This window comes from Pseudomonas sp. ES3-33, assembly GCF_000952175.1.
In the GTDB taxonomy this organism is placed as follows: domain Bacteria; phylum Pseudomonadota; class Gammaproteobacteria; order Pseudomonadales; family Pseudomonadaceae; genus Aquipseudomonas; species Aquipseudomonas gregormendelii.
In genome coordinates, this window is the sequence record NZ_JZRI01000032.1 from 1 (window position 1) to 23,435 (window position 23,435).

The window sequence follows — 23,435 nt, forward strand, 5'->3', positions numbered from 1 at the left end:
AGATGTGTATAAGAGACATACTCCTTGCATACCGATAACAACAAAGGAGCAAATCCGATGATGATGTCCGATGTCGAGGTATTTCAGCGCGACGGTGCCGTTGTTTTGCGCGGCGTCTTCACCGACTGGATCGAGCGTCTGCGTGAAGGTTTCGAACAGAACCTGGCCACCCCCAGTCAGTTTGCGATCGAGAATGTGGGCAGCGGCGAAGGCGGCCGGTTTTTCGAAGACTACTGCAACTGGCAGCGCATTCCGGCCTTTAGCGACTTCGTCCTCAACTCACCGGCGGCGGGCATTGCCGGGCAGATCATGCAGTCTCAGCAGGTGCAGGTGTTCCACGACCATATCCTGGTCAAGGAGCCCGGCACGTCCAAGCCGACGCCTTGGCATCAGGATCTTCCCTATTACTGCGTCAACGGCCTGCAGACTGCCAGCTACTGGATTCCCCTTGACCCGGTGACCAAGCTCAACACGCTGAGCTTGGTACTCGGCTCCCATCTGTGGCCCAAACCGGTACGCCCAAAAAGCTGGGCCAACAACGCCGACTTCTATTGCGAAGCCAACTCCGTTACCGGGGAAAGTGTGTTCATGGACATGCCGGATGTTGAAAACGGCGACTTCAACATCCTCTCGCCGGAGCTGCAACCGGGCGATGCCGTGGTGTTCGATTTCCGCACCGTACACGGTGCCGCGGGCAACCAGGGCACCGGCCGCCGCAGAGCGTTCTCGACCCGCTTCATCGGTGACGACGTTCGCTACATTGCCCGCCCGGGCCGTACCTCCCCGCCCTTCCCCGGGATCAACCTGGAAAACGGCGATCGCATGCGCGAAGACTGGTTTCCAGTGGTCTGGCGAAAAGACGCCTGACACCACGGCTCGCGCTCACCCCTGAGCTCATTACTTATCTATCCAGCGGCCAGGGAGAGCGAGTTGTCTGCAGCAGATACACGGTTTCGCGATTGAGCGCTTGCGCTCGAAAAAATAACAATAAAAATCCCCCGGTCGGAGACATATCTATGCAACGTTCACTCCTCAAAATCAGCGCCCTTGCGTTGCTTCTCGGCACCGCCGGCCTGGCTCAGGCCAGCAGCAGTTGCCTGGCGGATGTCAAGGCTTCTGGCGTTCTGCTCTCGGGTAATGGCCTGATGGGCACCAAACCCTTTATCTGGCAAAACGAAGACGGCAGTTACGGTGGCTTCGAAGCCGAGCTGTTCAAAGAGATCGGCAAGCGCATTGGCGTACCCAAGACAGAGTATGTAGTTACCGAGTGGTCGACGCTGATTCCAGGCATGAAATCCAAGCGCTGGGACATCATCCTGTCCGCTATGTCAGCCACCCAGGAGCGGATACAAAACGCCGGGATCCAGTTCACCAACCCCTACTTCCTGAGCTTCAACTATGTGATCGTGAAGACCGACTCACCGATCAAGTCGATGGCCGACCTCAAGGGCAAAAAGCTCGCCACCGTGATGGGCACCGACGACTCGCTCAACGCACACCGCCTGGCCGACACTGGCGTGGTTGGTGAAGTCATGGACTTCAACGGCTTCGGTGAACCTTTCCAGGCCCTGCAGAACAATCAGGCCGATGCCGTGCTGCTCGATCAGGGCACCCTGATTGGCCAGAAGGAAACTATGCAAAACCTGCGCACCGTGGGTGAGCCGATCCTTTATCAACCGAAACCGGAATGGGTCGCCGCCGAAGCCAAGGCACCCTACGTCTACGGAACGCAAGCCATCGCCGTGCGGGGCGAATGTGGCGATCTGCGCGAAGCCATCAACAGTGCCCTTAGCTCGATGATTGCCGACGGCACTCACAAGGCGATTCTCGAAAAATACGGAGTATGGGATCCCGTGCAAACCAGGCTGACCAAGAACTGAGCGGCGCACAAACAAAGGGATACCGCTATGTACGACTTCCTGTTTGTCCTGATCCCCAAATACTTCCCGTTCCTGCTTAAGGGCGCGGTGGTGACATTGCAACTGTCCGTGCTGAGCATGACCCTCGGCATCCTAATCGGCCTGGCCGTTGCGCTTGGCCGACTGACGCGCCGGCCGTGGCTGGACTGGCCGCTGCGCAGCTATGTGGAAATCTGGCGAGGGGTACCGCTGGTGGTGCAGTTGCTGGTGATCTACTTCACCTTGCCGCAGATCGGCTTGACCCTTTCCGGCTTCTGGGCCGGGGTATTGGGCCTGAGCCTCAACCTCGGCGCTTACCTCTCCGAGGTCTTTCGGGCCGCCATCCTCTCGCTGGACAAGGGCCAGCGCGAGGCGGGTCTATCCATCGGCATGTCGCGCAACAAAATCTACCTGCGGGTGATCCTGCCCCAAGCCCTGAAAATCGCGATCCCGACGGTAGGTGGCTACTTTATCTCGTTGCTCAAGGACTCCTCGCTGGTGTCGTTCATTGCCGTGAATGAATTGCTGCGCCACGGCAGCATCGTCATCGCCAACACTTTCCTGAGCATGCAGGTCTACCTGATGGTCGCCATCATCTACTTCGTCCTGAGCTTCATTGCTGCACGAGGTGTGCACTGGATCGAACAACGCCTCACACCCGCTCACCTGCGTACCGGTACCCGTATCACCCGCAGCCCGATATCCACCAAGCTGACCGAGGCCAAATCATGAATGCCGAACCTATCCTGCAGATCAAAGGTCTGCACAAGGCCTACGGGAGCAGCAAGATCCTGCGTGGCGTTGACCTGACGGTAAAACGTGGTGAAGTGGTTTTCCTCATCGGCCCCAGCGGAGGCGGCAAGTCGACCCTGCTACGCTGCATCAATTTTCTGGAAACGCCCTGTGCCGGCGAGATAACGTTTAACGGCGAGCGCTTGTGCCATTCGGACAGCCAGTCCTACCAGCAGGTGGGCGAATCCAGGCTGCGCATGGCTCGCAGCAAAATGCCGATGGTGTTCCAGCAGTTCAACCTGTTCAATAACCGCACCGTACTGGAGAACGTCATCGAGGGGCCGTTACACGTGCTGCATCGCCCCAGGCAGGAAGCGAGCGCCGATGCCCAAAGCATTCTCGACAAGGTAGGCCTCTCCGCACGGCTGGACTACTACCCCGACCAGCTCTCTGGCGGTCAGCGGCAGCGGGTCGCGATTGCCCGGGCTTTGGCGATGAAACCGGAGTTGATCCTGTTCGATGAACCGACCTCGGCACTAGACCCGGAGCTGGTCTCGGGGGTACTCGACACCATCCGCGCATTAGCCCAGGAGGGCATGACGATGATCATCGTCACCCATGAAATGAACTTCGCACGCAAACTGGCCGACCGCATCTGCTTCGTCGCCGACGGCGGCATTCTGGAGTCCGGCCCTCCTGAAGAACTGCTCGCCGCCCCCAACAATAGCCGCATCGCCAGTTTTATCCAGTCCATACAGAACTGAGCCGTGTCTCGTCCCTATGCCAGGTCCTTTGCCCTATTCACCTCCGATAGCATCATCCGACGCCGAAGCGCGAGCCCAGGCAGAAACGCGCAAGTCCTGAACCGATGGGTAACATGTAGCCTGGACTGGGAACTCGAGTGCTGACCTTCGCCCTTAGTAGCGCGACGTTGACCGCAGACGCCTCCATCACCCTCTGAGAGCGCTCTTCGACGCGGTGGGTTTTCGGGCTGCGTTTTGCGATTGGCGGCGGGCGCCTGACGCACCTGCGTCAGTTGTTGCTCCAGTGTATCGGCACGAGCCTGCTGCTCCGCGGCGTCGCTTAGCTCACGGTCATCTATGACCTTGAGCTAAGCATCGGGTTGCCTTTGGTTATCAGCGTGACGAGCGGAATGGACTCCATTGCCTATGCCGCCGAAGGCCTTTATGCGCATGACACCAGCCCGGGGCATCCGGCAATCTCGATGCACTCGGTAATTCAATCCGCTTGTTGGGTCTGATCGCACGGCATTCAGTGCTTCTGGAATTTTCGCCCATGATTCTCTTGCGCCACGGTGGTTACAGCCCGGAGGAGCTACGGATTTCGCTTCTAAAAAATCCTTAACCCCAATCATTCGAATGACGGTCGCGCGCCTTGCTACCGAGAGCAACGACCAAAGTGTTAGGAAGCAGTGCGAGTTGCTTCAGCAAGTACCGGCTACCACACTCTGTAGTAGTCTAATGAAACCAGACACCCATTTAGGCGAGAATGCTCACCAGATCGAGGTGTCAGTTGTCCAAACGCCCTTCCTTTTCTGCTGAATTCAAACGCGAGGTTGCCGACTTCGTTCTCAAGCAAAACTACAGCTACATCGAAGCCAGTCGTTCACTCGGCGTCGGCGAGTCAAGGGTCGCAGTATACGAGTCGTTTATTTCACCAGCGGCTCTGGCGTTATCGCATGCGCCAGAGCATGAGTCGCCGGGAAAATTGCTGGGACAATTCGCCGATGGAGCGTGTGTTTCGGAGTTTGAAAACCGAATGGACACCGACCATGAGCTACCGAACGGCCCAAGAGGCCCAGCGTGAGATCAGTCATTTTTTGATGCATCGGTACAACTGGATTCGGCCCCATCAATTCAACGGTCGCGGTAGTAATGGCGGTTACCTGCCACCCCCACACAGATCCGTACGTGCGGAATTACCGCAAGCGTTCCTGCAACTGCACCAGAAACTGCTGAGCCTGCCATTGCGTCCTGAAACCCTCCGCGTAGCGCACAACGATCACATAGCCACGGGCGAGGCGCTGGCGCCACTGCCTTGGCCTAAAGATGCTTGCGCCGCTTTGGTTTGTATTCAAAGGCACGGCCCGCTTGACGAGAAGCCGGTTTCACTGTTTGTGAGTTCGCAGCGGATTTGGCACCGGCCAGGACCTTGCAAGAAATCCCGAGCTGACCGCTAGAAGCGGCGGCCAACGGATCTTTCGTGGGTTCATCGGAACTCAATCGGTGCCAACTACCCGCAAAATGGATTGTCACCAAAACCGCAAAAAATCGGTTAAATTTGCGGTCTGATTGGCACTGCGGATTGGGCTCAAAAACGTCGAGTTTGGAGGTATGAGTCAGGCTCTCGGACGCGATGGTTTGATTCCAATCGGCCCCGGGCCTTGGGATCAAAGGGTCTTCAGGAGGCCCACAGGCCGTCGGAAATCAATTCGAATTGATGCGCCCTCCCCGCGCTCTGTTCCGTTTCCATAGCGCACAATCGGAAGTCCGGCCTAAAGGTGCTTTCGCTGCTTCCGTTTGTCTTCAAAGGCAAGGCCCGCTTGACGTGAAGCCGGTATCACTGATTTGGGATGGTGACCTTTAAGAACGAAACATCGGAACTGAGCTTCTAGAGTTTAGAGCCGCGGAGCGGTTTAGGAAAAACGCCCTAATCGCCCAGGCACGTGGCGTTTGGCAAGGCTATCTGACATGCGAAGACGCTGAGAAAGGAAGAGAAATATCGGACGGGATTGGTGCCAAAGGCAGCGCGAAAAATGGCCAAAAGCGGCGTGAACTCACAGATCCTGAAAGGAAGAGAAGCTCAAACAGGATTATTGCCAAAAGTAGTCGCGGAACAGGCCAAAAGCAGCGTGAATTCACAATATCCACGTTCCGCGGTTAGTAAGGAAAAAATGTGTTTACCCCCTTGTTTACCCCTGAGCCAGAAAATGAAAAGCCCGGTCGTTTCCGAACCGGGCTAAGCCATTGAAAAATATGGTCGGGACGGAGTGATTCGAACACTCGACCCCTAGCACCCCATGCTAGTGCGCTACCGGACTGCGCTACGCCCCGACTAGGCGTGAAACTCATCCTTCACCTCGAAGGACGCTCAAGAATATATCGCAAGCTTTTGAAAACTGGAAGTATTTAAAAGCAAAAAATCATTTCTTGAGTACAACCAGCACATCTTCCAACTCGGCAATCATCTGCCGGATCATCTGTTTGTACTGGGTGGTGTCATCTTTGGCTTCGTCGCCGGACAAACGCAAGCGTGCGCCGCCGATGGTGAAGCCCTGATCGTAAAGAAGCGCGCGGATCTGCCGGATCATCAGCACGTCTTGTCGCTGATAATACCGGCGGTTTCCGCGGCGTTTGACGGGGTTGAGTTGAGGAAACTCCTGCTCCCAATAGCGCAGAACGTGCGGTTTTACCGCACACAGCTCGCTGACTTCACCAATGGTGAAGTAGCGTTTGCCTGGGATGACGGGTAGCTCGTCGTTATGACTTGGTTCCAGCATAAGCCTCAACTCGGGCCTTCAACTTCTGCCCTGGACGAAAGGTGACCACACGGCGAGCCGTGATCGGGATTTCTTCTCCCGTTTTCGGATTGCGGCCAGGCCGCTGGCGTTTGTCCCGAAGGTCGAAATTGCCGAAACCGGACAATTTGACTTGTTCGTTGTCTTCCAGAGCGTGCCTGATTTCTTCAAAAAACAGTTCGACCAATTCCTTGGCCTCCCGTTTATTCAGGCCCAACTCCTCATACAGACGTTCCGCCATCTCAGCTTTCGTCAGAGCCCCCATACGTCACTTCCTTAACGTGGCGTTCAACCTTTGTTCGAGCGAGGTGAGGATATTTTGCGTCGTGGTATTCACCTCATCGTCATTAAGAGTGCGCGATGGATGCTGCCAGGTCAAGCCGACTGCAAGGCTTTTTCTATCAGGATCAATGCCTTTACCCTGATACACGTCAAATAGCCTGAGGTCTGTCAGCCATTCGCCTGCATTTTCACGGATTACGTCGAGAACGGCGCTGGCTGCGACGTCTTTTTCCGCGATCAGGGCCAGGTCACGTCGCACTTCAGGAAAGCGCGATAACTCCTGGAATTTAGGCATTTTACCCAGTGCCACTTCCGCCAGAACCAGCTCGAATACGAACACCGGACGGTCGAGACCGAGGGTTTTCGATAATTCCGGGTGGATGGCGCCGACGAAGCCGACCAGGCGACCTTCGCGTTCGATGCGCGCGGTTTGACCCGGGTGCAGCGCTGGGTGTTTGCCCGGCACGAACGTGAACGAATCCAGTGCGCCGGCGAAGCCCAATACGGCTTCCACGTCGGCCTTGACGTCGAAGAAGTCGACGACGTCGCGACCTTGCGCCCAGCCTTCCGGCAGGCGGCTGCCGCACACTACACCGGCGATCATCGGCTCTTGCTTGAGGCCGTCGAGTTGACCGACGAACCGCAGGCCGCTTTCGAACAGGCGCACGCGATCCTGCTGGCGGTTCAGGTTGTGCTGAAGCGCCTTGACCAGGCCTGGCCACAGCGACGAACGCATGGCAGCCATGTCGTTGGAGATCGGGTTGGCCAAGAGCAGTGGTTCAACACCTGGATTAAACAACTCGAACTGTTTCGGATCGATGAAACTGTAGGTGATCGCTTCCTGGTAACCACGGGCGACCAGCAGTCGACGCAGTTCTGGCAGGTCACTGCGGGCTTCGGCCTTGGCTTGCGGCGCCAGGCGGGCTTGCGGGTAGCGCACCGGCAGGCGGTTGTAGCCGAACAGGCGAGCCAGTTCTTCGATCAGGTCGACTTCCAGGCTGATGTCGAAGCGATGGCTTGGCACTTCTACGCGCCACTGCCCTGCCCCGTCGGCGGAAATTTTAAGGCCCAGGCCGTTGAGCAGGCGCTCGACTTCGGCCGGTTCCATTTCCATGCCGAGCATCTGGCTGATGCGCTGGGCACGCAGGGTGACCGGTGCGATCGACGGCAGGTGCTGTTCGCTGACGGTTTCGATGATCGGGCCGGCTTCGCCGCCGGTGATTTCCAGCAGCAGGCCGGTGGCGCGCTCCATGGCTTCACGGGCCAGCTGCCAGTCCACGCCACGCTCGAAGCGGTGCGAGGCGTCGGTGTGCAGGCCGTAGGAACGGGCCTTGCCAGCGACGGCGATCTGGTCGAAGAACGCGCTTTCGAGGAATACGTCGCGAGTGGTCGCGGTGTTGACGCCGCTGTGCTCGCCACCCATGACGCCGGCAATCGCCAGGGCGCGGGTGTGGTCGGCGATGACCAGGGTATCGCTACGCAGGCTGACTTCCTGACCGTCGAGCAGTACCAGTTTTTCGCCTTCTTCGGCCATGCGCACGCGGATGCCGCCATTGATTTCGGCGAGATCGAAAGCGTGCAGCGGTTGACCCAGTTCCAGCATCACGTAGTTGGTGATGTCGACGGCAGCGTCGATGCTACGGACGTCGGAACGACGCAGGCGCTCGACCATCCACAGTGGCGTTGGCTTGGACAGGTCGACGTTACGGATCACGCGGCCCAGGTAGCGCGGGCAAGCGGCCGGCGCCAGGACTTCGACCGAGCGCACTTCGTCGTGCACGGCGGGCACAGTGGCCACGACCGGACGGGTGACCTGGGCGGCGTACAGCGCGCCGACTTCACGGGCCAGGCCGGCCACGGACAGGCAGTCGCCGCGGTTCGGGGTAAGGTCGACCTCGATGCTGGCGTCGTCCAGGCCCAGGTATTCACGGATGTCCTGGCCAACCGGTGCATCGACCGGCAATTCCATCAGGCCATCGTTGCCTTCGCCAACCTGCAGTTCGGCTTGCGAGCACAGCATGCCGTTGGACTCAACGCCACGCAGCTTGGCTTTCTTGATCTTGAAGTCGCCTGGCAGCTCGGCACCGATCATGGCGAACGGGATCTTCAGGCCCGGACGCACGTTAGGCGCACCGCACACGATCTGGAAGGTTTCGGCGCCATTGCTGACTTGGCACACACGCAGCTTGTCGGCGTCCGGGTGCTGCTCGGTGCTCAGCACCTCGCCCACGACCACGCCACTGAATTCACCGGCGGCCAGCGTGACGCTGTCGACCTCAAGACCGGCCATCGACAGACGAGCAACCAGCTCGTCGCGACTTACCTGCGGGCTTACCCAGCCGCGCAGCCATTGTTCACTGAATTTCATCCTGCTCTCCTAAGAATTCGTTACGACTAGCGAAATTGCGCGAGGAACCGCAAGTCGTTGTCGAAGAACAGACGCAAGTCGTTCACGCCGTAACGCAGCATGGCCAGACGCTCGACGCCCATGCCAAAGGCAAAGCCCGAAAACTCTTCCGGGTCGATCCCGGACATGCGCAGCACGTTCGGGTGAACCATGCCGCAGCCCATGACTTCCAGCCAGCCAGTCTGTTTGCAGACACGGCAGCCTTTACCGCTGCACATCACGCATTCCATGTCGACTTCAGCGGATGGCTCGGTGAACGGGAAGTACGAAGGACGAAAGCGCACCGCCAGTTCCTTCTCGAAGAACACCCGCAGGAATTCTTCGATGGTGCCCTTGAGGTCGGCGAAATTGATGTCGCGATCGACCAGCAGGCCTTCGACCTGGTGGAACATCGGCGAGTGGGTGATATCCGAGTCGCTACGGTACACACGGCCTGGGCAGACGATGCGGATCGGCGGCTGTTTCGATTCCATGGTGCGGACCTGTACCGGCGAGGTATGGGTGCGCAGCAACATGTTGGCATTAAAATAGAAGGTGTCATGCATCGACCGGGCCGGGTGGTGGCCTGGGATGTTGAGCGCTTCGAAGTTGTGGTAGTCGTCTTCGACCTCAGGGCCTTCGGCGATGCCGTAGCCGATGTGGGTGAAGAACTGTTCGATTCGTTCCAGAGTACGCGTAACCGGATGCAGACCACCCGAGGTCTGGCCGCGGCCAGGCAGGGTCACGTCAATGGACTCGGCAGACAGTTTGGCGGCCAGGTCGGCCTCTTCAAACAGTGCCTTGCGGGCATTGAGAACCTCTGTGACACGCTCCTTGGCAACGTTGATCAGGGCGCCGACTTGCGGACGCTCTTCTGCCGGCAGATTTCCCAGGGTCTTCATCACCTGAGTCAATTCGCCCTTCTTGCCAAGGTAGTGAACCCGGATTTGCTCCAGGGCATTGATATCTTCAGCGCTTTGCACAGCCTCTAGTGCTTGAGAGACGAGCGCATCCAGGTTTTCCATGTACAGACTCCAGATACAAAATAGGGGAAGAGCTTGAAGGCTCTTCCCCTATTTATGACGTTTAACACCTGGCCCCACAAAGGTGAGGCAGGGTGACTGTCGGGGGTACTTAAGCCAAGGTGGCTTTAGCTTTCTCGACAATCGCAGCAAACGCCGCTTTTTCGTTCACTGCCAGATCAGCCAGAACCTTACGGTCGATCTCGATGGACGCTTTTTTCAGGCCGGCGATGAAACGGCTGTAGGACAGACCGTTGATACGTGCACCAGCGTTGATACGAGCGATCCACAGAGCGCGGAACTGACGTTTTTTCTGACGACGGTCACGGTAGGCGTATTGGCCTGCCTTGATTACCGCTTGCTTGGCAACACGGAATACGCGCGAACGAGCGCCGTAGTAGCCTTTAGCAAGTTTCAGAATTTTTTTGTGACGTTTACGGGCAATGACGCCACGCTTTACACGAGCCATGAGTTACTTCCTCTATTCTTGACTAAATTAACGAAGGCGCAGCATGCGCTCGACTTTTGCCACGTCACACGGTGCCAGCAAGCTGCTACCGCGCAGTTGACGCTTACGCTTGGTCGACATTTTAGTCAGGATGTGGCTCTTGAAAGCGTGCTTGTGCTTGATACCGTTAGCAGTTTTCAGAAACCGCTTAGCAGCACCACTTTTAGTTTTCATTTTTGGCATGTTCGGATACTCCGCATTCAGTTGATAAACATAATCAGTAGGCCTGCCGTGCCCAAATGATTACTTCTTCTTTTTCGGGGCGATGACCATGATCAGTTGGCGTCCTTCCATCTTAGGATGCTGTTCGACAGAACCGTACTCGAGCAAGTCACCTTCAACTCGCTTGAGGAGTTCCATCCCCAGCTCCTGGTGGGCCATCTCACGGCCGCGGAATCGCAAGGATACCTTGGCCCTGTCCCCATCACTCAGGAAACGTACCAGGTTGCGCAGTTTTACCTGGTAATCCCCTTCCTCCGTCCCTGGACGAAACTTGATTTCTTTAACCTGGATCTGCTTCTGGTTCTTCTTGGCTGCGGCAACCTGCTTCTTCTTTTCGAAGATCGATTTGCCGTAGTCCATCAGCTTGCAGACAGGAGGTACAGCATCGGCGGAAATTTCCACCAAATCGAGCTTGGCTTCTTCAGCCTTAAGAAGCGCGTCTTCAATTGACACAATCCCAAGCTGCTCGCCTTCAGCCCCAATTAACCGAACCTCGCGTGCCGAGATATTCTCGTTGATCGGGGCTTTCGGTGCAGCTCGTTTATCTTGTCTCATTTCACGCTTAATAGTAATTACTCCGAATCTGGGCGACCACGCCGGGAAACCGCTTGCGCGAGAAACTCAGCGAACTGGGCGACGGGCATCGAGCCCAGGTCAGCACCTTCACGAGTACGCACAGCGACAGTCTGCATCTCGACTTCCCGATCTCCGATAACCAAGAGATAGGGAACCTTGAGCAAAGTATGCTCGCGGATTTTAAAGCCGATCTTTTCATTTCTCAAGTCAGACTTGGCACGAAATCCGCTTTCGTTGAGAGTTTTTTCAACTTCAGCGGCAAAATCAGCCTGCTTGTCAGTGATATTCATGATCACTGCCTGGGTCGGAGCCAGCCACGCAGGGAACGCGCCCTCGTAGTGCTCGATCAGGATTCCAACGAAACGTTCGAAGGAGCCGAGGATCGCCCGGTGCAACATAACCGGGTGCTTGCGACTGTTGTCTTCGGAGACGTATTCGGCTCCCAGACGGACAGGCAGGTTAAAATCGAGCTGCAGAGTACCACACTGCCAGACGCGGCCAAGGCAATCTTTCAGCGAGAACTCGATCTTCGGACCGTAGAAAGCGCCTTCGCCCGGCTGCAGATCGTACGGCAGGCCCGCGCTATCAAGGGCTGCAGCCAGGGCAGCCTCGGCGCGATCCCACAGTTCGTCGGAACCTACGCGTTTTTCCGGACGAGTGGACAACTTCATCTCGACGTCTTTAAAGCCGAAATCGGCGTAGACGTCCATGGTCAGCTTGATGAATGCGGCGGATTCGGCCTGCATCTGCTCTTCGGTGCAGAAGATGTGGGCGTCGTCCTGGGTGAAGGCACGCACGCGCATGATGCCGTGCAACGCACCCGATGGCTCGTTACGATGGCAGGCACCGAACTCGGCCAGGCGCATCGGCAGCTCACGGTAGCTTTTCAGGCCCTGGTTGAACACCTGCACGTGGCACGGGCAGTTCATCGGCTTGATGGCGTAGTCGCGGTTTTCCGACTGGGTGGTGAACATGTTGTCGGCGTAGTTGGCCCAGTGCCCGGATTTCTCCCACAGGCTGCGGTCAACGACTTGCGGAGTCTTGATCTCCAGGTAGCCGTTGTCGCGCTGAACCTTGCGCATGTACTGCTCGAGCACCTGGTACAGGGTCCAGCCGTTCGGGTGCCAGAACACCATGCCCGGCGACTCTTCCTGGGTGTGGAACAGGCCCAGGCGCTTGCCGATCTTGCGGTGATCGCGCTTTTCAGCTTCTTCGATGCGCTGGATGTAAGCCGCCAGCTGCTTCTTGTCAGCCCAGGCGGTGCCGTAGACGCGCTGCAATTGCTCGTTCTTGGCATCGCCGCGCCAGTAGGCGCCGGACAACTTGGTCAGCTTGAAGGATTTGAGGAAACGGGTGTTCGGTACGTGCGGGCCGCGGCACATGTCGACGTATTCTTCGTGATAGTACAGACCCATGGCCTGTTCGTTCGGCATGTCCTCGACCAGGCGCAACTTGTAGTCTTCGCCACGAGCCTTGAACACTTCGATCACTTCGGCGCGCGGAGTGACTTTCTTGATCACGTCGTAATCTTTCTCGATCAGCTGCTGCATGCGCTGTTCGATCGCGGCCAGGTCGTCCGGGGTGAAAGGACGCTCGAAGGCGATGTCGTAATAGAAGCCTTCGTCGATGACCGGACCGATGACCATCCTGGCGGTCGGATACAGCTGCTTGACCGCGTGGCCAACCAGGTGGGCGCAAGAGTGGCGAATGATCTCCAGCCCCTCTTCATCCTTTGGCGTGATGATTTGCAGCGTGGAATCGCTGCTGATGATGTCGCTGGCGTCGACCAGCTGGCCATTGACCTTGCCGGCCACGGTGGCTTTGGCCAGGCCAGCACCAATGGATGCGGCGACCTCGGCTACGGAAACCGGGTGATCAAATGAACGTTGACTGCCGTCGGGAAGAGTAATAGTTGGCATGGCGCCTCCTCTCCTAGTGGTGACCCCTACCAAAGGTCACGTGGGTTGGGATGAGCCAGTACAAGATCCGGTCCAGGCCATTCAATGACGAACGCCTGCCTTACAGCGGCAGGAGCCTTGCGGCCAACCGGAAACCGAACCAGAGTGACTGGGATTCAAATCAGGGTTATTCGGGCCTGTGCCGCCACCGGGACTGAAGGTCATCCGGAGCCTGCTAAACGCCCGAGCGAGGCATGCTAGCACAGATGAACGGTCGTCGACGCCATGCAGCGCGCCGCTAGGGCAAATCAGGGCTTTTTATGCCAGAGTGCTGAACTTGAACCGGGTTTTACCCCTCAGATAACAAGACATTGACCCACAAGGAGCATCCCAGCATGCGTCTGAATCGTTTATTCGCCATCGTCGCCCCCGTCGTCCTGCTGCTGCCACTGGCCGCCCACGCGGACTGGCCGAAGGGCGAGCGCGAGAAATACATGGCTCAGTGCACCCAGGCGGCCACGCCGCAGATCGGCGCAGCTGCTGCCAAGTCCCACTGCGCCTGTGGCGCCGATGCGATCAAGTCGTACCCGGCCAGCGACATCCAGGCATTGATGGACAACAAGGCCAGTGACGCGCTGAAACAGAAAGCGCTGACCAAGATCGCCTCCTGCAAAGCCGATCCGAAGGCGAAAAAATAAGCCCATCGGAGCTCCTTTTCAGCCTGGACGAGCGCCTAAAAGCCCCTGAAAACCGCCTTTTACTACAAATTTTTCAGGTTTTTACGGTTTTTTTATCGTCTTTACTTTCGGCTGAAAGCCTTTTAAATCGGGGCTTTCAGCCAATATGAGCAGCAAAGCAAGCGTGACGGCAAGGCAAACAGCACCTGCGGGGGGCTCCCAAAGCGAACATTTCGACTATGATACCCCGGTGTGCCCAGTTGGCCTGAGCAGCACAGTACTGAAAAAATATATGTTTCTTGGAGATACACCATGTCTAATCGCCAAACCGGCACCGTTAAGTGGTTCAACGATGAAAAAGGCTTCGGCTTCATCACTCCTCAAGGTGGCGGTGACGACCTGTTCGTACACTTCAAAGCTATCGAAAGCGACGGTTTCAAAAGCCTGAAAGAAGGCCAGACCGTTTCCTTCGTGGCTGAGAAAGGCCAAAAGGGTATGCAAGCTGCACAGGTTCGCCCAGAGTAAGTTTCTGGCGCACTAAAAAAACCCCGTCCATGTGACGGGGTTTTTTATGCGTGCAACAAAAGCCGGACGCTGTCAGCCGCAGTTGACGCGGGTGACCACTCGAGCCGCATCGGTATTGAGGTTCAGGCGGTCGGAGCGATATTCCAGGGTGACCATGTCATCGGGCATCAGGAACCGGGCATTCTGCGCGCCTGCGCGAGTGCGGGCCTGCTCCAGCAATTCAGATGAAGCCTTCCTGCCGATGGCGAATTCGGCAGCCTTCGCTTCACAGCGGCTGTGACCCGTATCGGTCGACGCTACAGGGTTTGTTGCCGACTCGGAGGACGTACTGCTGCAGCCAGCCAGCAACGTGGCGGCCAACAAAGTACCCAATGACGCGAGCTTCCAAGGCATGAAGCCTCCTCTTTTCAATAGTTAAGCTGAGATCGTGCGACCGCCATTCTGGTGATTGGTTTCACCGTGGCTGATAGCACCCTGCCCCCAGACAGGATAATTGCCAAGTTTGCCTGAGCACCAGCAGGCTGATCATTGTTCAATCGTGACTGAATATGAACAAGCCTCAGTAGACGTCGATGTAGTCGAACGGCGGGTTCGGCCAGTTCTCTTTCAGCGCGTTGTAGATCTGCATCACCCACACCTCATCGCTGGCGGCGACGCGCCCGACATAACCGGAACCCTTGGCCCAGGTCTCCAGGCGAAACAGCAGGTCGCCGATGTCGGTACCGCCGACAACACCTGAGGATATATAGGCAATGCCGGCTTTAGTCACCCGCAACTGGGTGTGCTCATCGTCACTGGCTGAGGCCAGCAAATGGCGAACGGCATCCAGGGTCAAGCCGTCGGGCGTGTTCAAATCAATCTGCACGGGGTGGTCCTTGGACATTGTTCGAAGACCAAGTGTCGCATAGCCCTCCCCTCATGCCTAAGTCGGAGTGCCAAACGTCGCGCAAAATGGTTAACTTCGCAGACAGACTTCTACCCATTCACGAGCGCTATTCATGACCACCGTAAGTATCGATGCCGACATCAAAGCCAAGTGGCCGCAGGGCCACAGCTCCTACAGCCCCGGCAGCCCTGAAGAATTGGCAATCATCGGCATAGATCTTCTGGTCAAGGAACTGGGAACCGAAGCGGCCCAGTCGTTCATCACCCAGGTATTTGAGAAGTACCCGGTGAACTACATGGGCGCCGCGTACACGGCGGCCAAGTAACTCCCGCAGGCTGGCACCTGCGGGAAGCGACTGCTGCTTACTTCAAACGCGCCAGACGCTGGGTCAGCAGGTCAAAGAAACCCTGGGCGTCGCCGTTTTCAACCCAGAACGCGTTTTTCGGCGCCTTCAGGCCGTCGTACCAGTCGACGATGGTCTGGCCGAAGGTCGGGCCTTCGCGGCTGTCGACCACCACATTGACCGCACGACCGCTGAACAGCTCGGGTTTGAGCAGGTAGGCGATCACGGTGGCGTCATGCACCGGGCCACCGGTCATGCCGTAGTGTTCCATGTCACCCTTGACGTATTCATTCAGAATATCGCCCACCAGCTTGCTGGCATTGTTGTTCAGGGCAGCGATCTGCTTCAGGCGCGATTCGCTGGTGAGGATCTTGTGGGTCACATCCAGTGGCAAATAAGTCAGCTTCACACCGCTCTTGAGCACCACTTCTGCCGCCTGGGGATCGGCGAACAGGTTGAACTCGGCCACTGGGGTGATGTTGCCACCGTTGAAGTGCGCGCCGCCCATGATCACTACTTCCTTGATGCCCTGGACGATCTCGGGCTCCTGGATCAATGCCAGCGCCAGGTTGGTCTGTGGGCCGAGCATGGCGATCGTGATGCTGTGGGGCTTGGCGGCTTTCAAGGTGTCGATCAGGTAGTTGACCGCGTTGCCCTCGGCCAGGCCTGCTTTCGGTTCGTGCACGGTGACACCCGACAGGCCTTCCTTGCCATGGATGTTCTCGGCGTAGATCGGCGTGCGCATCATCGGCCGGGCTGCACCGGCGTACACCGGCACCTCCTCGCGCCCTGCCCACTCGCGTGCCAGGCGGGCATTGCGCGAAGTCTTGTCCAGGCGCACGTTGCCGGCCACGGTGGTCAGCGCACGAATGTTCAATTCTTCAGGGGAAGCCAGGGCAAACAGCAAGGCAACCACGTCGTCGGCACCGGGGTCGGTGTCGATGATCAGGTCGATCTTTTCCGCCGCCTGGGCGCCTGTTGCAGTAATCAAGGACAAAAGCAGCAAACTCCGGATCAGTTGGTGCAGTTTCTGAGCATAGCGGTGCATGGCGCACTCCTTGTGCGTGAGGAAACAGTGATGTCGAATGTCTAGAAGGTCACTCCGGCGATCAGCACGATGTTGCAGTACGGCTGGCACTCGCCCGTACGAACCACCGCCCGCGCCTGCCGGCTGAGCACCTTGAACTGGTCGTGGCTGAGCAGCTCGCGCCGGCCCAGTTCGCCGGCGGCATCAAGCTCGTCCAGAGTGGCCAGCGCCGTCGGTTGTTTATCGAGAATCTCCTGGGCCAGCACGTGGCTTTCAACCTGCATCTCGCTGAGCACCACCTTGAGGGTGCTGATGAAATCCGGCACGCCATGGGTCAGGGCCAGGTCGATCAGCTCGACGCCGGCGGGCACCGGCAGGCCGGCATCGCCGATCACCACCATGTCGCCATGCCCCAGGGAGGCGATCAACCGCGACAAGGCGACGTTGAGCAAAGGAGTCTTTTTCATGATGGTTTGAACGCCTGCACGTCGGACAAGGTGGGAATCGAAGGTTGCGCGCCGGCACGGGTCACCGACAGCGCCGCAGCCACCTGGCCAAAACGGATCGCTGCGGCTTCGTCCTGACCATTGGCCAGGGCCGCCGCGAAGCCGCCGACGAAGGTGTCGCCGGCTGCCGTGGTATCAATCGCCTTCACGACCGGTGCCGGGAAATGCTCCAGGCGGCTGCCACTGGCGAACAGTGAACCTTGGGCTCCCAGGGTAATGATGACTTTGCCGGCGCCCAGGGCGATCAACCGGGCGGCAGCTACCTTGGCGGAGTCCAGGGAATCCACGGGTACACCGCTCAGGGCCGTGGCCTCGCTTTCATTGGGGATCAGGTAATCGATGTTGGCGTACCAGTCTGCCGGCAGCGGACGACTGGCCGGCGCCGGATTGAGGATCACGGTCTTGCCCAGCTCACGGGCACGCTTGAGCGCATGCCCGACCGACGCATCGGGTATTTCCAGCTGGCAGATGATCACATCGGCCGCCTGCAATACCGCATCGAAGCAGCCGATGACTGCCGGGGTCAGCGCACCGTTGGCCCCGGCGACAATCACGATGGCGTTCTGGCTGTTGTCGTCAACCACGATCAAGGCCACACCGCTGGAGCCTTCGACGGTGCTGACCGCCTGGCAGTCGATCTGCTCGGCCACCAGTGCGTCGCGCAGCTCCCTGCCGTAAGCGTCGTTGCCGACACAACCGACCATGGACACCTGGGCGCCCAGCCGGGCGGCGGCGACGGCCTGATTGGCGCCCTTGCCACCGGAAACCGTGGCGAACGATTGGCCGATCAGGGTTTCACCGCCACGGGGCAGCCGTGGCGCCCGGGTGACCAGGTCCATGTTCAGGCTGCCTATTACCGCTACTTTTGCTGGCATTCGTCACTACTCGTCAATTGTGTTTCAGTGATGCGGTTGGTTAGCGCTACTCGACAAAGACTCCCGCCAATGGCGCTGTCGATTCTCGCAGGACAATACTGGGGGTCACGATCCGCTGATCGGTAGCCATGGCCGGGCTGGCGATCCGGCGCAGCAGCACTTCTGCAGCCATTTCGCCAAGCTGCAGGATCGACTGGCCGACAGTGGTCAGTGCCGGGTACACGTAACGACTCATCTGGATGTCGTCAAAGCCGATCACCGACAGCTCGCTCGGTACGCGAATGTTGCGCTCGGCAGCGGCGCGCAGTACGCCGATGCCAATCATGTCGTTGCCGGCGAAAATGGCGCTGGGCGGATTGTTTTCCAGCAACAGCGCCGCCGCAGCGTAACCGCCGGTGCTGGTAAAATCGCTTTCCAGCATGCGCTCGCCCGGCACTTCAATGCCGGCCTCGCTCAAGGCCCTACAAAAACCGGCCAGGCGCATCTGCGCCACGCTGGTACTCGCCGGGCCGCCAATCGTGGCGATGTCCCGATGCCCGAGTTCCAGCAGGTGCCGGGTGGCAAGGTAGGCGCCGTACTCGTGATCGATGCGCACCATGTCGGCGTTCACGCCTTCCAGGCCACGGTCGACGATCACCATCGGCGTGCGCACGGCGGCAAGACCTTGCGCCAGCCCGGCATCACCGCCGGCCGAAGCCACGATCAGGCCGTCGATGCGTTTTTCCAGAAGCACCCGCAGGTAGCTGCGCTGCTTGTCCGGGTTATCGTCGGAGTTGCACAGGATCACGCAGTAGCCATTGCGCTCGCAGTAATCCTCAATCCCCCGCGCCAGCTCGGCGAAGTACGGGTTGAGGCTGTTGGGCACCAGCAAGCCGATGGTTGCCGTGGTCTTGGCCTTGAGCGACCGCGCCACCGCGCTCGGCACATAGTCTAGGGTCTTGATGGCGGCCTCGACCTTGATCCGTACCTCTTCGCTGACCGGACGGCTCTTGTTCACCACGTGGGACACCGTGGTGTAGGAGATTCCCGCCAGTGCAGCGACATCCTTGATGGTTGCCATGACTCAGGTCCGCCGGCTTGCGCGCTGACTGCGATAAGTATCGAGCACCACCGCAATCACGATGACCGCACCGGTGATGATGCGTTTGGTTGGCTCGGTGGCGCCAATCTGCGCCAGGCCGGCAGCCAGTACGGAAATGATCAAAACGCCAAAGAAGGTACTGATCACCGAACCCCGGCCGCCCATCAGGCTGGTACCGCCGATCACCACGGCCGCGATCACCTGCAGCTCAAGGCCGGAACCGGCATTCGGGTCCGCCGCTTCCAGGCGCGAGATCTGGAACAGCGCGGCAATCCCGGCCAGCAACCCCATCAGGCTGAACACCAGTATCTTGTAAGGCTTGGGATTGATCCCGGCCAGGCGTACGGCTTCCTCGTTGGTGCCGATGCCAATCAGGTAACGACCGAACACGGTGCGGGTCAGCACGGCCTGGGCGATGATAATGATCAGCAAGGCGATGATGAAAGAAGGCGAGATGCCGAAGGCGATCGGGTTGGACAGCCAGGCAAAGGCGTCGCCAATGTAGGCGGTGCGCGAACCGGTCATCTGATACGCCACGCCCCGCGCCATCTCCAGCACGCCCAGGGACACGATGAACGACGGGATGCGCCAGGCTACCGTGATCGAGCCGGTAATGGTCCCGGCCAGTGCAGCAATGGCCATGCCGAGCAAGGCCGCCGGCAATACGCTCCAGCCCCAGCCGAGGATCGCCACGCTGACTGTCGATGCGGCGAGCGCCAGCACCGAACCTACCGACAGGTCGATGCCGCCAATGATCAACACGAACGTCATGCCGACCGCCAGCACCATCAGGTCGGGGATCTGGTTGGCCAGGGTGCTGAAGGTGTCATAGGACAGGAAGTGGCTGCTGAGCACCGAGAACAGCGCGATCATTGCCAACAGGGCACCGGCCAGGCCCAGGTAAGTACCGAGGCCATAGAAGTTGCCACTTCGCTTGCCAACAGGCGTTGCAGTTTTCATTGAGGGTCCCTAGGCGCTGCTTCATTGAGCAACGCATCACGTTTTTGGTAGCCGGCAAAGGCGGCAGCAAGCAAATCATCCTGGGTCCAGGTATCGCGTTCGAACGTGTCGATCAGGCGCCCGGCGGACAGCACGCCGATGCGGTCGCAGATCAGCATCAATTCGCGCAGGTCGCTGGAAACCACCACCAGCGCCTTGCCCTGACGGGTCAATTCTCCCAGCAAGGCATAGATGTCGAACTTTGCGCCGACGTCGATGCCCCGGGTTGGCTCGTCGAACAGCATCACTGAGCAATCGCGCTCGAGCCAGCGGCCGATCACGACCTTCTGCTGGTTGCCCCCGGACAATTGCGACACCAGTTGCGTGGGGCTGGAGCTGCGGATACGCATCGCGTCGATCTGGCGCTGGGCCAGGGACATCTCGTCGCCGTTGTTGACGAAGCCGCCGCGGGAAATCACCGGCATGTTGCCCAGGGCGATGTTCGCGCTGATCGACTGGGTCAGCAGCAGGCCTTCGCCCTTGCGGTCCTCGGTGATCAGGGCAATGCCATGACCGACTGCGTCGGCGGGCGAACGGATACTCACCACCTGCGCCGGCGAACCCAGGGCCACCGTGCCGCTGTCGGCAATATCGGCACCGAAGATCAGCCGCAGCAGTTCGGTGCGCCCTGCCCCGATCAGCCCGGAAATACCGTAGATTTCGCCAGCGCGCACTTCGAAGGACACGTCGCGAACCTTGTCGGAACGGCTCAGGCCGCAGACCGTCAACGCCGGTGCGCCGATTTTGCGCGGGCCCATGTCCATGTGTTCGCCCAGCTCGCGCCCGACCATCAACGTGACCAGTTGCTCGCTGTTGTAGTTGGCCATGGGCTCAACGCACACCAGGTTGCCGTCGCGCAGCACCGCGATGCGCTGGGCCACACGGGCCAGCTCTTCGAGTCGGTGCGAGATATAGATGATCGACACGCCGCGTGCCTGCAGGCGTGTGATCTGCTCGAAGAGCATTTCGACTTCCCGGGCCGTGAGCATGGCCGTCGGTTCGTCGAGGATCAGCACGTGGCAGTCGCCGATCAGGTTGCGCGCGATCTCGACCATTTGCTGGTGGCCGATGCCGAGCTCGCCGACCAGGGTGTCCGGGTCGATCGCGTCGAGCCCGACCTGCGCCATGGCCTCGATCGCCGCCTTGCGTAATTGCTTGCGACTGATCCAGCCACCGGTGCTCGGCAGCTTGTGCAGGAACAGGTTTTCCGCCACCGACAGGGTCGGCAGCAGATTGAGTTCCTGCATCACCATGCGGATGCCCAGTTCTTCGGCCTGGGTGCGGCTGCCAGGACGGTAATCCTGGCCCTGGAACTGCATCTGCCCGGCGGTCGGCGTCACCAGCCCGCCGATGATTTTCGACAGCGTGCTTTTACCCGCGCCGTTTTCACCGGTCAGCGCCAGCACTTCGCCGCGCATCAGCGTCAGGTCGATGCCGGTGAGGACAGGCTGGGCGTAGGTCTTGCCGATACCGCTGACCGAAAGGACAGCGTTCACAGCGGAAACTGACATAAAAACTCTCCATGCGCTCGCTCACGAGGAGCGAGCACCTTGCGTCACCAGAAGGACTACTTGGTCACCAGCTCGACCGGGGTTTCGATCACGCCATTGGCGCCGCTGTCGACTTTCTCGCCTTTGATGATCTTCAAAGCAGTCTCGATGCCGAACACCGCCTGCTTGGCGGCAAACTGGTCAGCGGTGGCCAGGACGCGACCGTCCTTGAGCATTGGCTGGATGGCGTTGATGTTGTCGTAACCCACCACCTGGACCTTGCCCGCCTTGCCCGCAGCACGCACCGCAGACACCGCGCCAACGGCCATGCTGTCGTTACCGGCCAGCAGCGCCTTGACCTGCGGATACTCGCTGAGAATCGAAGCGGCCACCTTGTTGCCCTTGTCGATTTCCCAGTCGCCGGACTGCAGTGACACCACCTTGATTTGCGCTGCCTCCATTGCATCCTTGAAGCCTGCGGTGCGGGCCTGGGCGTTGGTAGTAGTGGACACGCCTTCGATGATGCCGACTTCGTCACCTGCCTTTAGCTGCTTGGCCAGGTACTCACCGACCAGGCGTGCGCCTTTGCGGTTGTCCGGCCCGACGAAGGGCACGCTGATGTTCTTGCTCTTGACCACGGCCGGGTCCAGCTGGTTATCGATGTTGATCACGGTGATACCGGCATCGATGGCTTTCTTGATCACCGGCACCATGGCCTTGGAATCCGACGGCGCGATCACCATGGCATTGACCTTGGCCAGGATCATTTGCTCGACGATACGGGTTTGCCCAGCGGTGTCGGTTTCGTCCTTGATGCCGTTGGAGATCAGGTCGAAATCGGCGGAGTGTGCTTTCTGGTAAGCCTTGGCGCCGTCTTCCATGGTGAGGAAGAATTCGTTGGCCAGGGATTTCATGACCAGCGCGACTTTAGGTTTTTCCGGGGTTTCGGCGAAGGCCGAGGAGATGGGCAATGCGGCGGATGCGGCAGCCAGCATGGCGACAGCGAGAAGGCGTCCAGCGAATGGCAGCTTCATGGGTTCACTCCGATCTTATGATTATTCTGAGCAACGCTTGCGCTGGCGTAGGCTATACAGCGTTCTGTAGGAACAGGCTATCAGAACACTGCGCAAACGTTTGCGAAGACCGAACTATGCGAACCCTGCAAAGATTTGTCAACGCCCGGCAATGCTGATCGCATAAAGGACATAAGTCAGACCGAGGTGCTGACCATACTGCCACTGGTCGAACCCTCAGTCAGCGCCTTGGCCAGCGCGCCCGCCACCTGGGCGATCGCCCCTGCGGTGTCGGCAATGCGCTGCTGAACCGCCATGACCGCGGTCGCCTTGGCTTCTTCGTTGGCAAATTTGGTGGCCTGGGTCGCTGCCAGTTGCTGCTGTTGTTCGCGCAACTGTTGCTGCAGTTGCTTCATGCGCTTGAGCAACATCTGCACCGTAACACTTTGGCTGCTGCTACTGCTCTCGGCTTTTGCGTCTTGCTGGGCAGGCGCCACGCTCAAGGGTTTTTTATCGCCCTCTTCCGGGGTCGCAGCCTGCGCGGTGGCTTCGGCGGTTGTTTTAACAGCGGCGTCCGCAGGTTTGTTGCCAATATTGATCACACGCGCATTCGACAAAGCGACGGTCAACGACATTTCCAATCCCTCTTGAACGATCCATTACAGGGGCATCGACCGGGACTGCGGTTTCTTTAGGGGGGCGAGCAGCAATTGAGCACCTGAACGCGCATTTCAACAGCATGTGCAGGGACTTTCGGTAGACCGAACAAAAAAACCGTCACTGTTCGGAAGCCCGGACGAACTGGTTACGGACGCCTGCGCTCATGACACAAATATTTGTTACATATCATTAGCTTACAAATAGTTTCGTTACACATTACAGCTGGTATGGATCCTGCTCTCTCACTCCCACCCCGGCATTCAGGTGTGCCGGGGCCATTTGGAAGACCTG

25 protein-coding genes, 1 tRNA gene and 1 pseudogene are annotated in these 23,435 nt (G+C 58.8%); 8 read left to right on the plus strand and 19 right to left on the minus strand.

The genetic code is table 11. The features are described from left to right. The first annotated feature begins 60 nt into the window (after window positions 1-60). From UB23_RS03250 to UB23_RS30105, 5 genes and pseudogenes are all read left to right on the plus strand, one after another. The gene (locus UB23_RS03250; RefSeq protein ID WP_045057960.1) at window positions 61-867 is read left to right on the plus strand and encodes a phytanoyl-CoA dioxygenase family protein; all 807 of its coding nucleotides are present in this window, start codon (window positions 61-63) and stop codon (window positions 865-867) included. A gap of 149 nt (window positions 868-1,016) precedes the next feature. Then, on the plus strand, window positions 1,017-1,880 hold the full coding sequence (locus UB23_RS03255) for a substrate-binding periplasmic protein (protein WP_045057904.1): 864 nt from the start codon (window positions 1,017-1,019) through the stop codon (window positions 1,878-1,880). A 27-nt stretch (window positions 1,881-1,907) separates the two neighbouring features. After that, window positions 1,908-2,630 (plus strand): amino acid ABC transporter permease, encoded by a 723-nt coding sequence (locus UB23_RS03260; protein ID WP_045057905.1) that lies wholly within the window; start codon window positions 1,908-1,910, stop codon window positions 2,628-2,630. Further along, the gene (locus UB23_RS03265) at window positions 2,627-3,394 is read left to right on the plus strand and encodes an amino acid ABC transporter ATP-binding protein (protein WP_045057906.1); all 768 of its coding nucleotides are present in this window, start codon (window positions 2,627-2,629) and stop codon (window positions 3,392-3,394) included. The genes UB23_RS03260 and UB23_RS03265 overlap by 4 nt, the downstream gene beginning before the upstream one ends. Window positions 3,395-4,269: 875 nt before the next feature. Beyond that, a pseudogene (locus UB23_RS30105) lies at window positions 4,270-4,512 on the plus strand (integrase core domain-containing protein); the annotation flags it as partial. Window positions 4,513-5,627: 1,115 nt separating this feature from the next. Here UB23_RS30105 and UB23_RS03270 read toward each other — a convergent pair. From UB23_RS03270 to thrS, 9 genes are all read right to left on the minus strand, one after another. After that, a tRNA-Pro gene (locus UB23_RS03270) sits at window positions 5,628-5,704 on the minus strand. Window positions 5,705-5,793: 89 nt separating this feature from the next. Next, entirely contained in the window at window positions 5,794-6,150 is a 357-nt protein-coding gene (locus tag UB23_RS03275; RefSeq protein ID WP_003179985.1) for a MerR family transcriptional regulator, read from the minus strand. Next, window positions 6,131-6,433 (minus strand): integration host factor subunit alpha, encoded by a 303-nt coding sequence (gene ihfA, locus UB23_RS03280; RefSeq protein WP_002553164.1) that lies wholly within the window; start codon window positions 6,431-6,433, stop codon window positions 6,131-6,133. Before ihfA ends, UB23_RS03275 begins: the two co-directional genes overlap by 20 nt. Before the next feature lie 3 nt (window positions 6,434-6,436). Continuing rightward, window positions 6,437-8,818 carry a phenylalanine--tRNA ligase subunit beta gene (pheT, locus tag UB23_RS03285; RefSeq protein ID WP_045057907.1) on the minus strand — a complete coding sequence of 794 codons (2,382 nt, stop codon included), beginning with the start codon at window positions 8,816-8,818 and terminating at the stop codon, window positions 6,437-6,439. A gap of 26 nt (window positions 8,819-8,844) precedes the next feature. Further along, on the minus strand, window positions 8,845-9,861 hold the full coding sequence (gene pheS / locus UB23_RS03290) for a phenylalanine--tRNA ligase subunit alpha (RefSeq protein ID WP_007905876.1): 1,017 nt from the start codon (window positions 9,859-9,861) through the stop codon (window positions 8,845-8,847). A gap of 109 nt (window positions 9,862-9,970) precedes the next feature. Beyond that, on the minus strand, window positions 9,971-10,327 hold the full coding sequence (gene rplT / locus UB23_RS03295; RefSeq protein WP_007905879.1) for a 50S ribosomal protein L20: 357 nt from the start codon (window positions 10,325-10,327) through the stop codon (window positions 9,971-9,973). Window positions 10,328-10,354: 27 nt separating this feature from the next. Continuing rightward, complete coding sequence (rpmI, locus tag UB23_RS03300) at window positions 10,355-10,549, minus strand: 50S ribosomal protein L35 (RefSeq protein WP_008145659.1); 195 nt, start codon at window positions 10,547-10,549, stop codon at window positions 10,355-10,357. A gap of 60 nt (window positions 10,550-10,609) precedes the next feature. Further along, window positions 10,610-11,161, minus strand: a complete 552-nt coding sequence (gene infC / locus UB23_RS03305; protein WP_176469887.1) for a translation initiation factor IF-3 — start codon at window positions 11,159-11,161, stop codon at window positions 10,610-10,612. Continuing rightward, window positions 11,161-13,083 carry a threonine--tRNA ligase gene (thrS, locus tag UB23_RS03310; RefSeq protein ID WP_045057908.1) on the minus strand — a complete coding sequence of 641 codons (1,923 nt, stop codon included), beginning with the start codon at window positions 13,081-13,083 and terminating at the stop codon, window positions 11,161-11,163. The genes infC and thrS overlap by 1 nt, the downstream gene beginning before the upstream one ends. 374 nt (window positions 13,084-13,457) lie before the next feature. On the opposite strand from thrS, the gene UB23_RS03315 reads away from it, so the two are divergent. Both UB23_RS03315 and UB23_RS03320 read left to right on the plus strand, forming a co-directional pair. After that, a complete protein-coding gene (locus UB23_RS03315) occupies window positions 13,458-13,760 on the plus strand; it encodes a hypothetical protein (protein ID WP_045057909.1) in 303 nt (100 codons plus the stop codon). A 291-nt stretch (window positions 13,761-14,051) separates the two neighbouring features. After that, a complete protein-coding gene (locus tag UB23_RS03320; protein ID WP_003179963.1) occupies window positions 14,052-14,264 on the plus strand; it encodes a cold-shock protein in 213 nt (70 codons plus the stop codon). A gap of 72 nt (window positions 14,265-14,336) precedes the next feature. Here the strand turns inward: UB23_RS03320 and UB23_RS03325 are convergent, their stop codons facing one another. Then, window positions 14,337-14,657: an I78 family peptidase inhibitor gene (locus UB23_RS03325; protein ID WP_045057910.1), complete on the minus strand. Its 321-nt coding sequence runs from the start codon at window positions 14,655-14,657 to the stop codon at window positions 14,337-14,339. 166 nt (window positions 14,658-14,823) lie between these two features. After that, on the minus strand, window positions 14,824-15,129 hold the full coding sequence (locus tag UB23_RS03330; RefSeq protein WP_045057961.1) for a hypothetical protein: 306 nt from the start codon (window positions 15,127-15,129) through the stop codon (window positions 14,824-14,826). Window positions 15,130-15,262: 133 nt separating this feature from the next. On the opposite strand from UB23_RS03330, the gene UB23_RS03335 reads away from it, so the two are divergent. After that, a complete protein-coding gene (locus UB23_RS03335) occupies window positions 15,263-15,475 on the plus strand; it encodes a hypothetical protein (protein WP_045057911.1) in 213 nt (70 codons plus the stop codon). Between the two features lie 37 nt (window positions 15,476-15,512). Here the strand turns inward: UB23_RS03335 and UB23_RS03340 are convergent, their stop codons facing one another. The 8 genes from UB23_RS03340 to UB23_RS03375 form a co-directional block, all read right to left on the minus strand. Beyond that, window positions 15,513-16,541 (minus strand): nucleoside hydrolase, encoded by a 1,029-nt coding sequence (locus tag UB23_RS03340; protein WP_045057912.1) that lies wholly within the window; start codon window positions 16,539-16,541, stop codon window positions 15,513-15,515. A gap of 41 nt (window positions 16,542-16,582) precedes the next feature. Further along, window positions 16,583-16,987, minus strand: a complete 405-nt coding sequence (rbsD, locus tag UB23_RS03345; protein ID WP_045057913.1) for a D-ribose pyranase — start codon at window positions 16,985-16,987, stop codon at window positions 16,583-16,585. Next, entirely contained in the window at window positions 16,984-17,901 is a 918-nt protein-coding gene (gene rbsK / locus UB23_RS03350; RefSeq protein WP_045057914.1) for a ribokinase, read from the minus strand. The genes rbsD and rbsK overlap by 4 nt, the downstream gene beginning before the upstream one ends. A gap of 46 nt (window positions 17,902-17,947) precedes the next feature. Further along, entirely contained in the window at window positions 17,948-18,961 is a 1,014-nt protein-coding gene (locus tag UB23_RS03355) for a LacI family DNA-binding transcriptional regulator (RefSeq protein ID WP_045057915.1), read from the minus strand. Window positions 18,962-18,964: 3 nt separating this feature from the next. After that, a complete protein-coding gene (locus UB23_RS03360; protein ID WP_045057916.1) occupies window positions 18,965-19,942 on the minus strand; it encodes an ABC transporter permease in 978 nt (325 codons plus the stop codon). Continuing rightward, window positions 19,939-21,492 carry a sugar ABC transporter ATP-binding protein gene (locus UB23_RS03365; RefSeq protein WP_045057917.1) on the minus strand — a complete coding sequence of 518 codons (1,554 nt, stop codon included), beginning with the start codon at window positions 21,490-21,492 and terminating at the stop codon, window positions 19,939-19,941. The genes UB23_RS03360 and UB23_RS03365 overlap by 4 nt, the downstream gene beginning before the upstream one ends. A 56-nt stretch (window positions 21,493-21,548) precedes the next feature. Continuing rightward, window positions 21,549-22,505, minus strand: a complete 957-nt coding sequence (locus tag UB23_RS03370; protein ID WP_045057918.1) for a sugar ABC transporter substrate-binding protein — start codon at window positions 22,503-22,505, stop codon at window positions 21,549-21,551. Between the two features lie 176 nt (window positions 22,506-22,681). After that, window positions 22,682-23,119 carry a hypothetical protein gene (locus UB23_RS03375; RefSeq protein ID WP_045057919.1) on the minus strand — a complete coding sequence of 146 codons (438 nt, stop codon included), beginning with the start codon at window positions 23,117-23,119 and terminating at the stop codon, window positions 22,682-22,684. Window positions 23,120-23,435 lie beyond the last annotated feature (316 nt).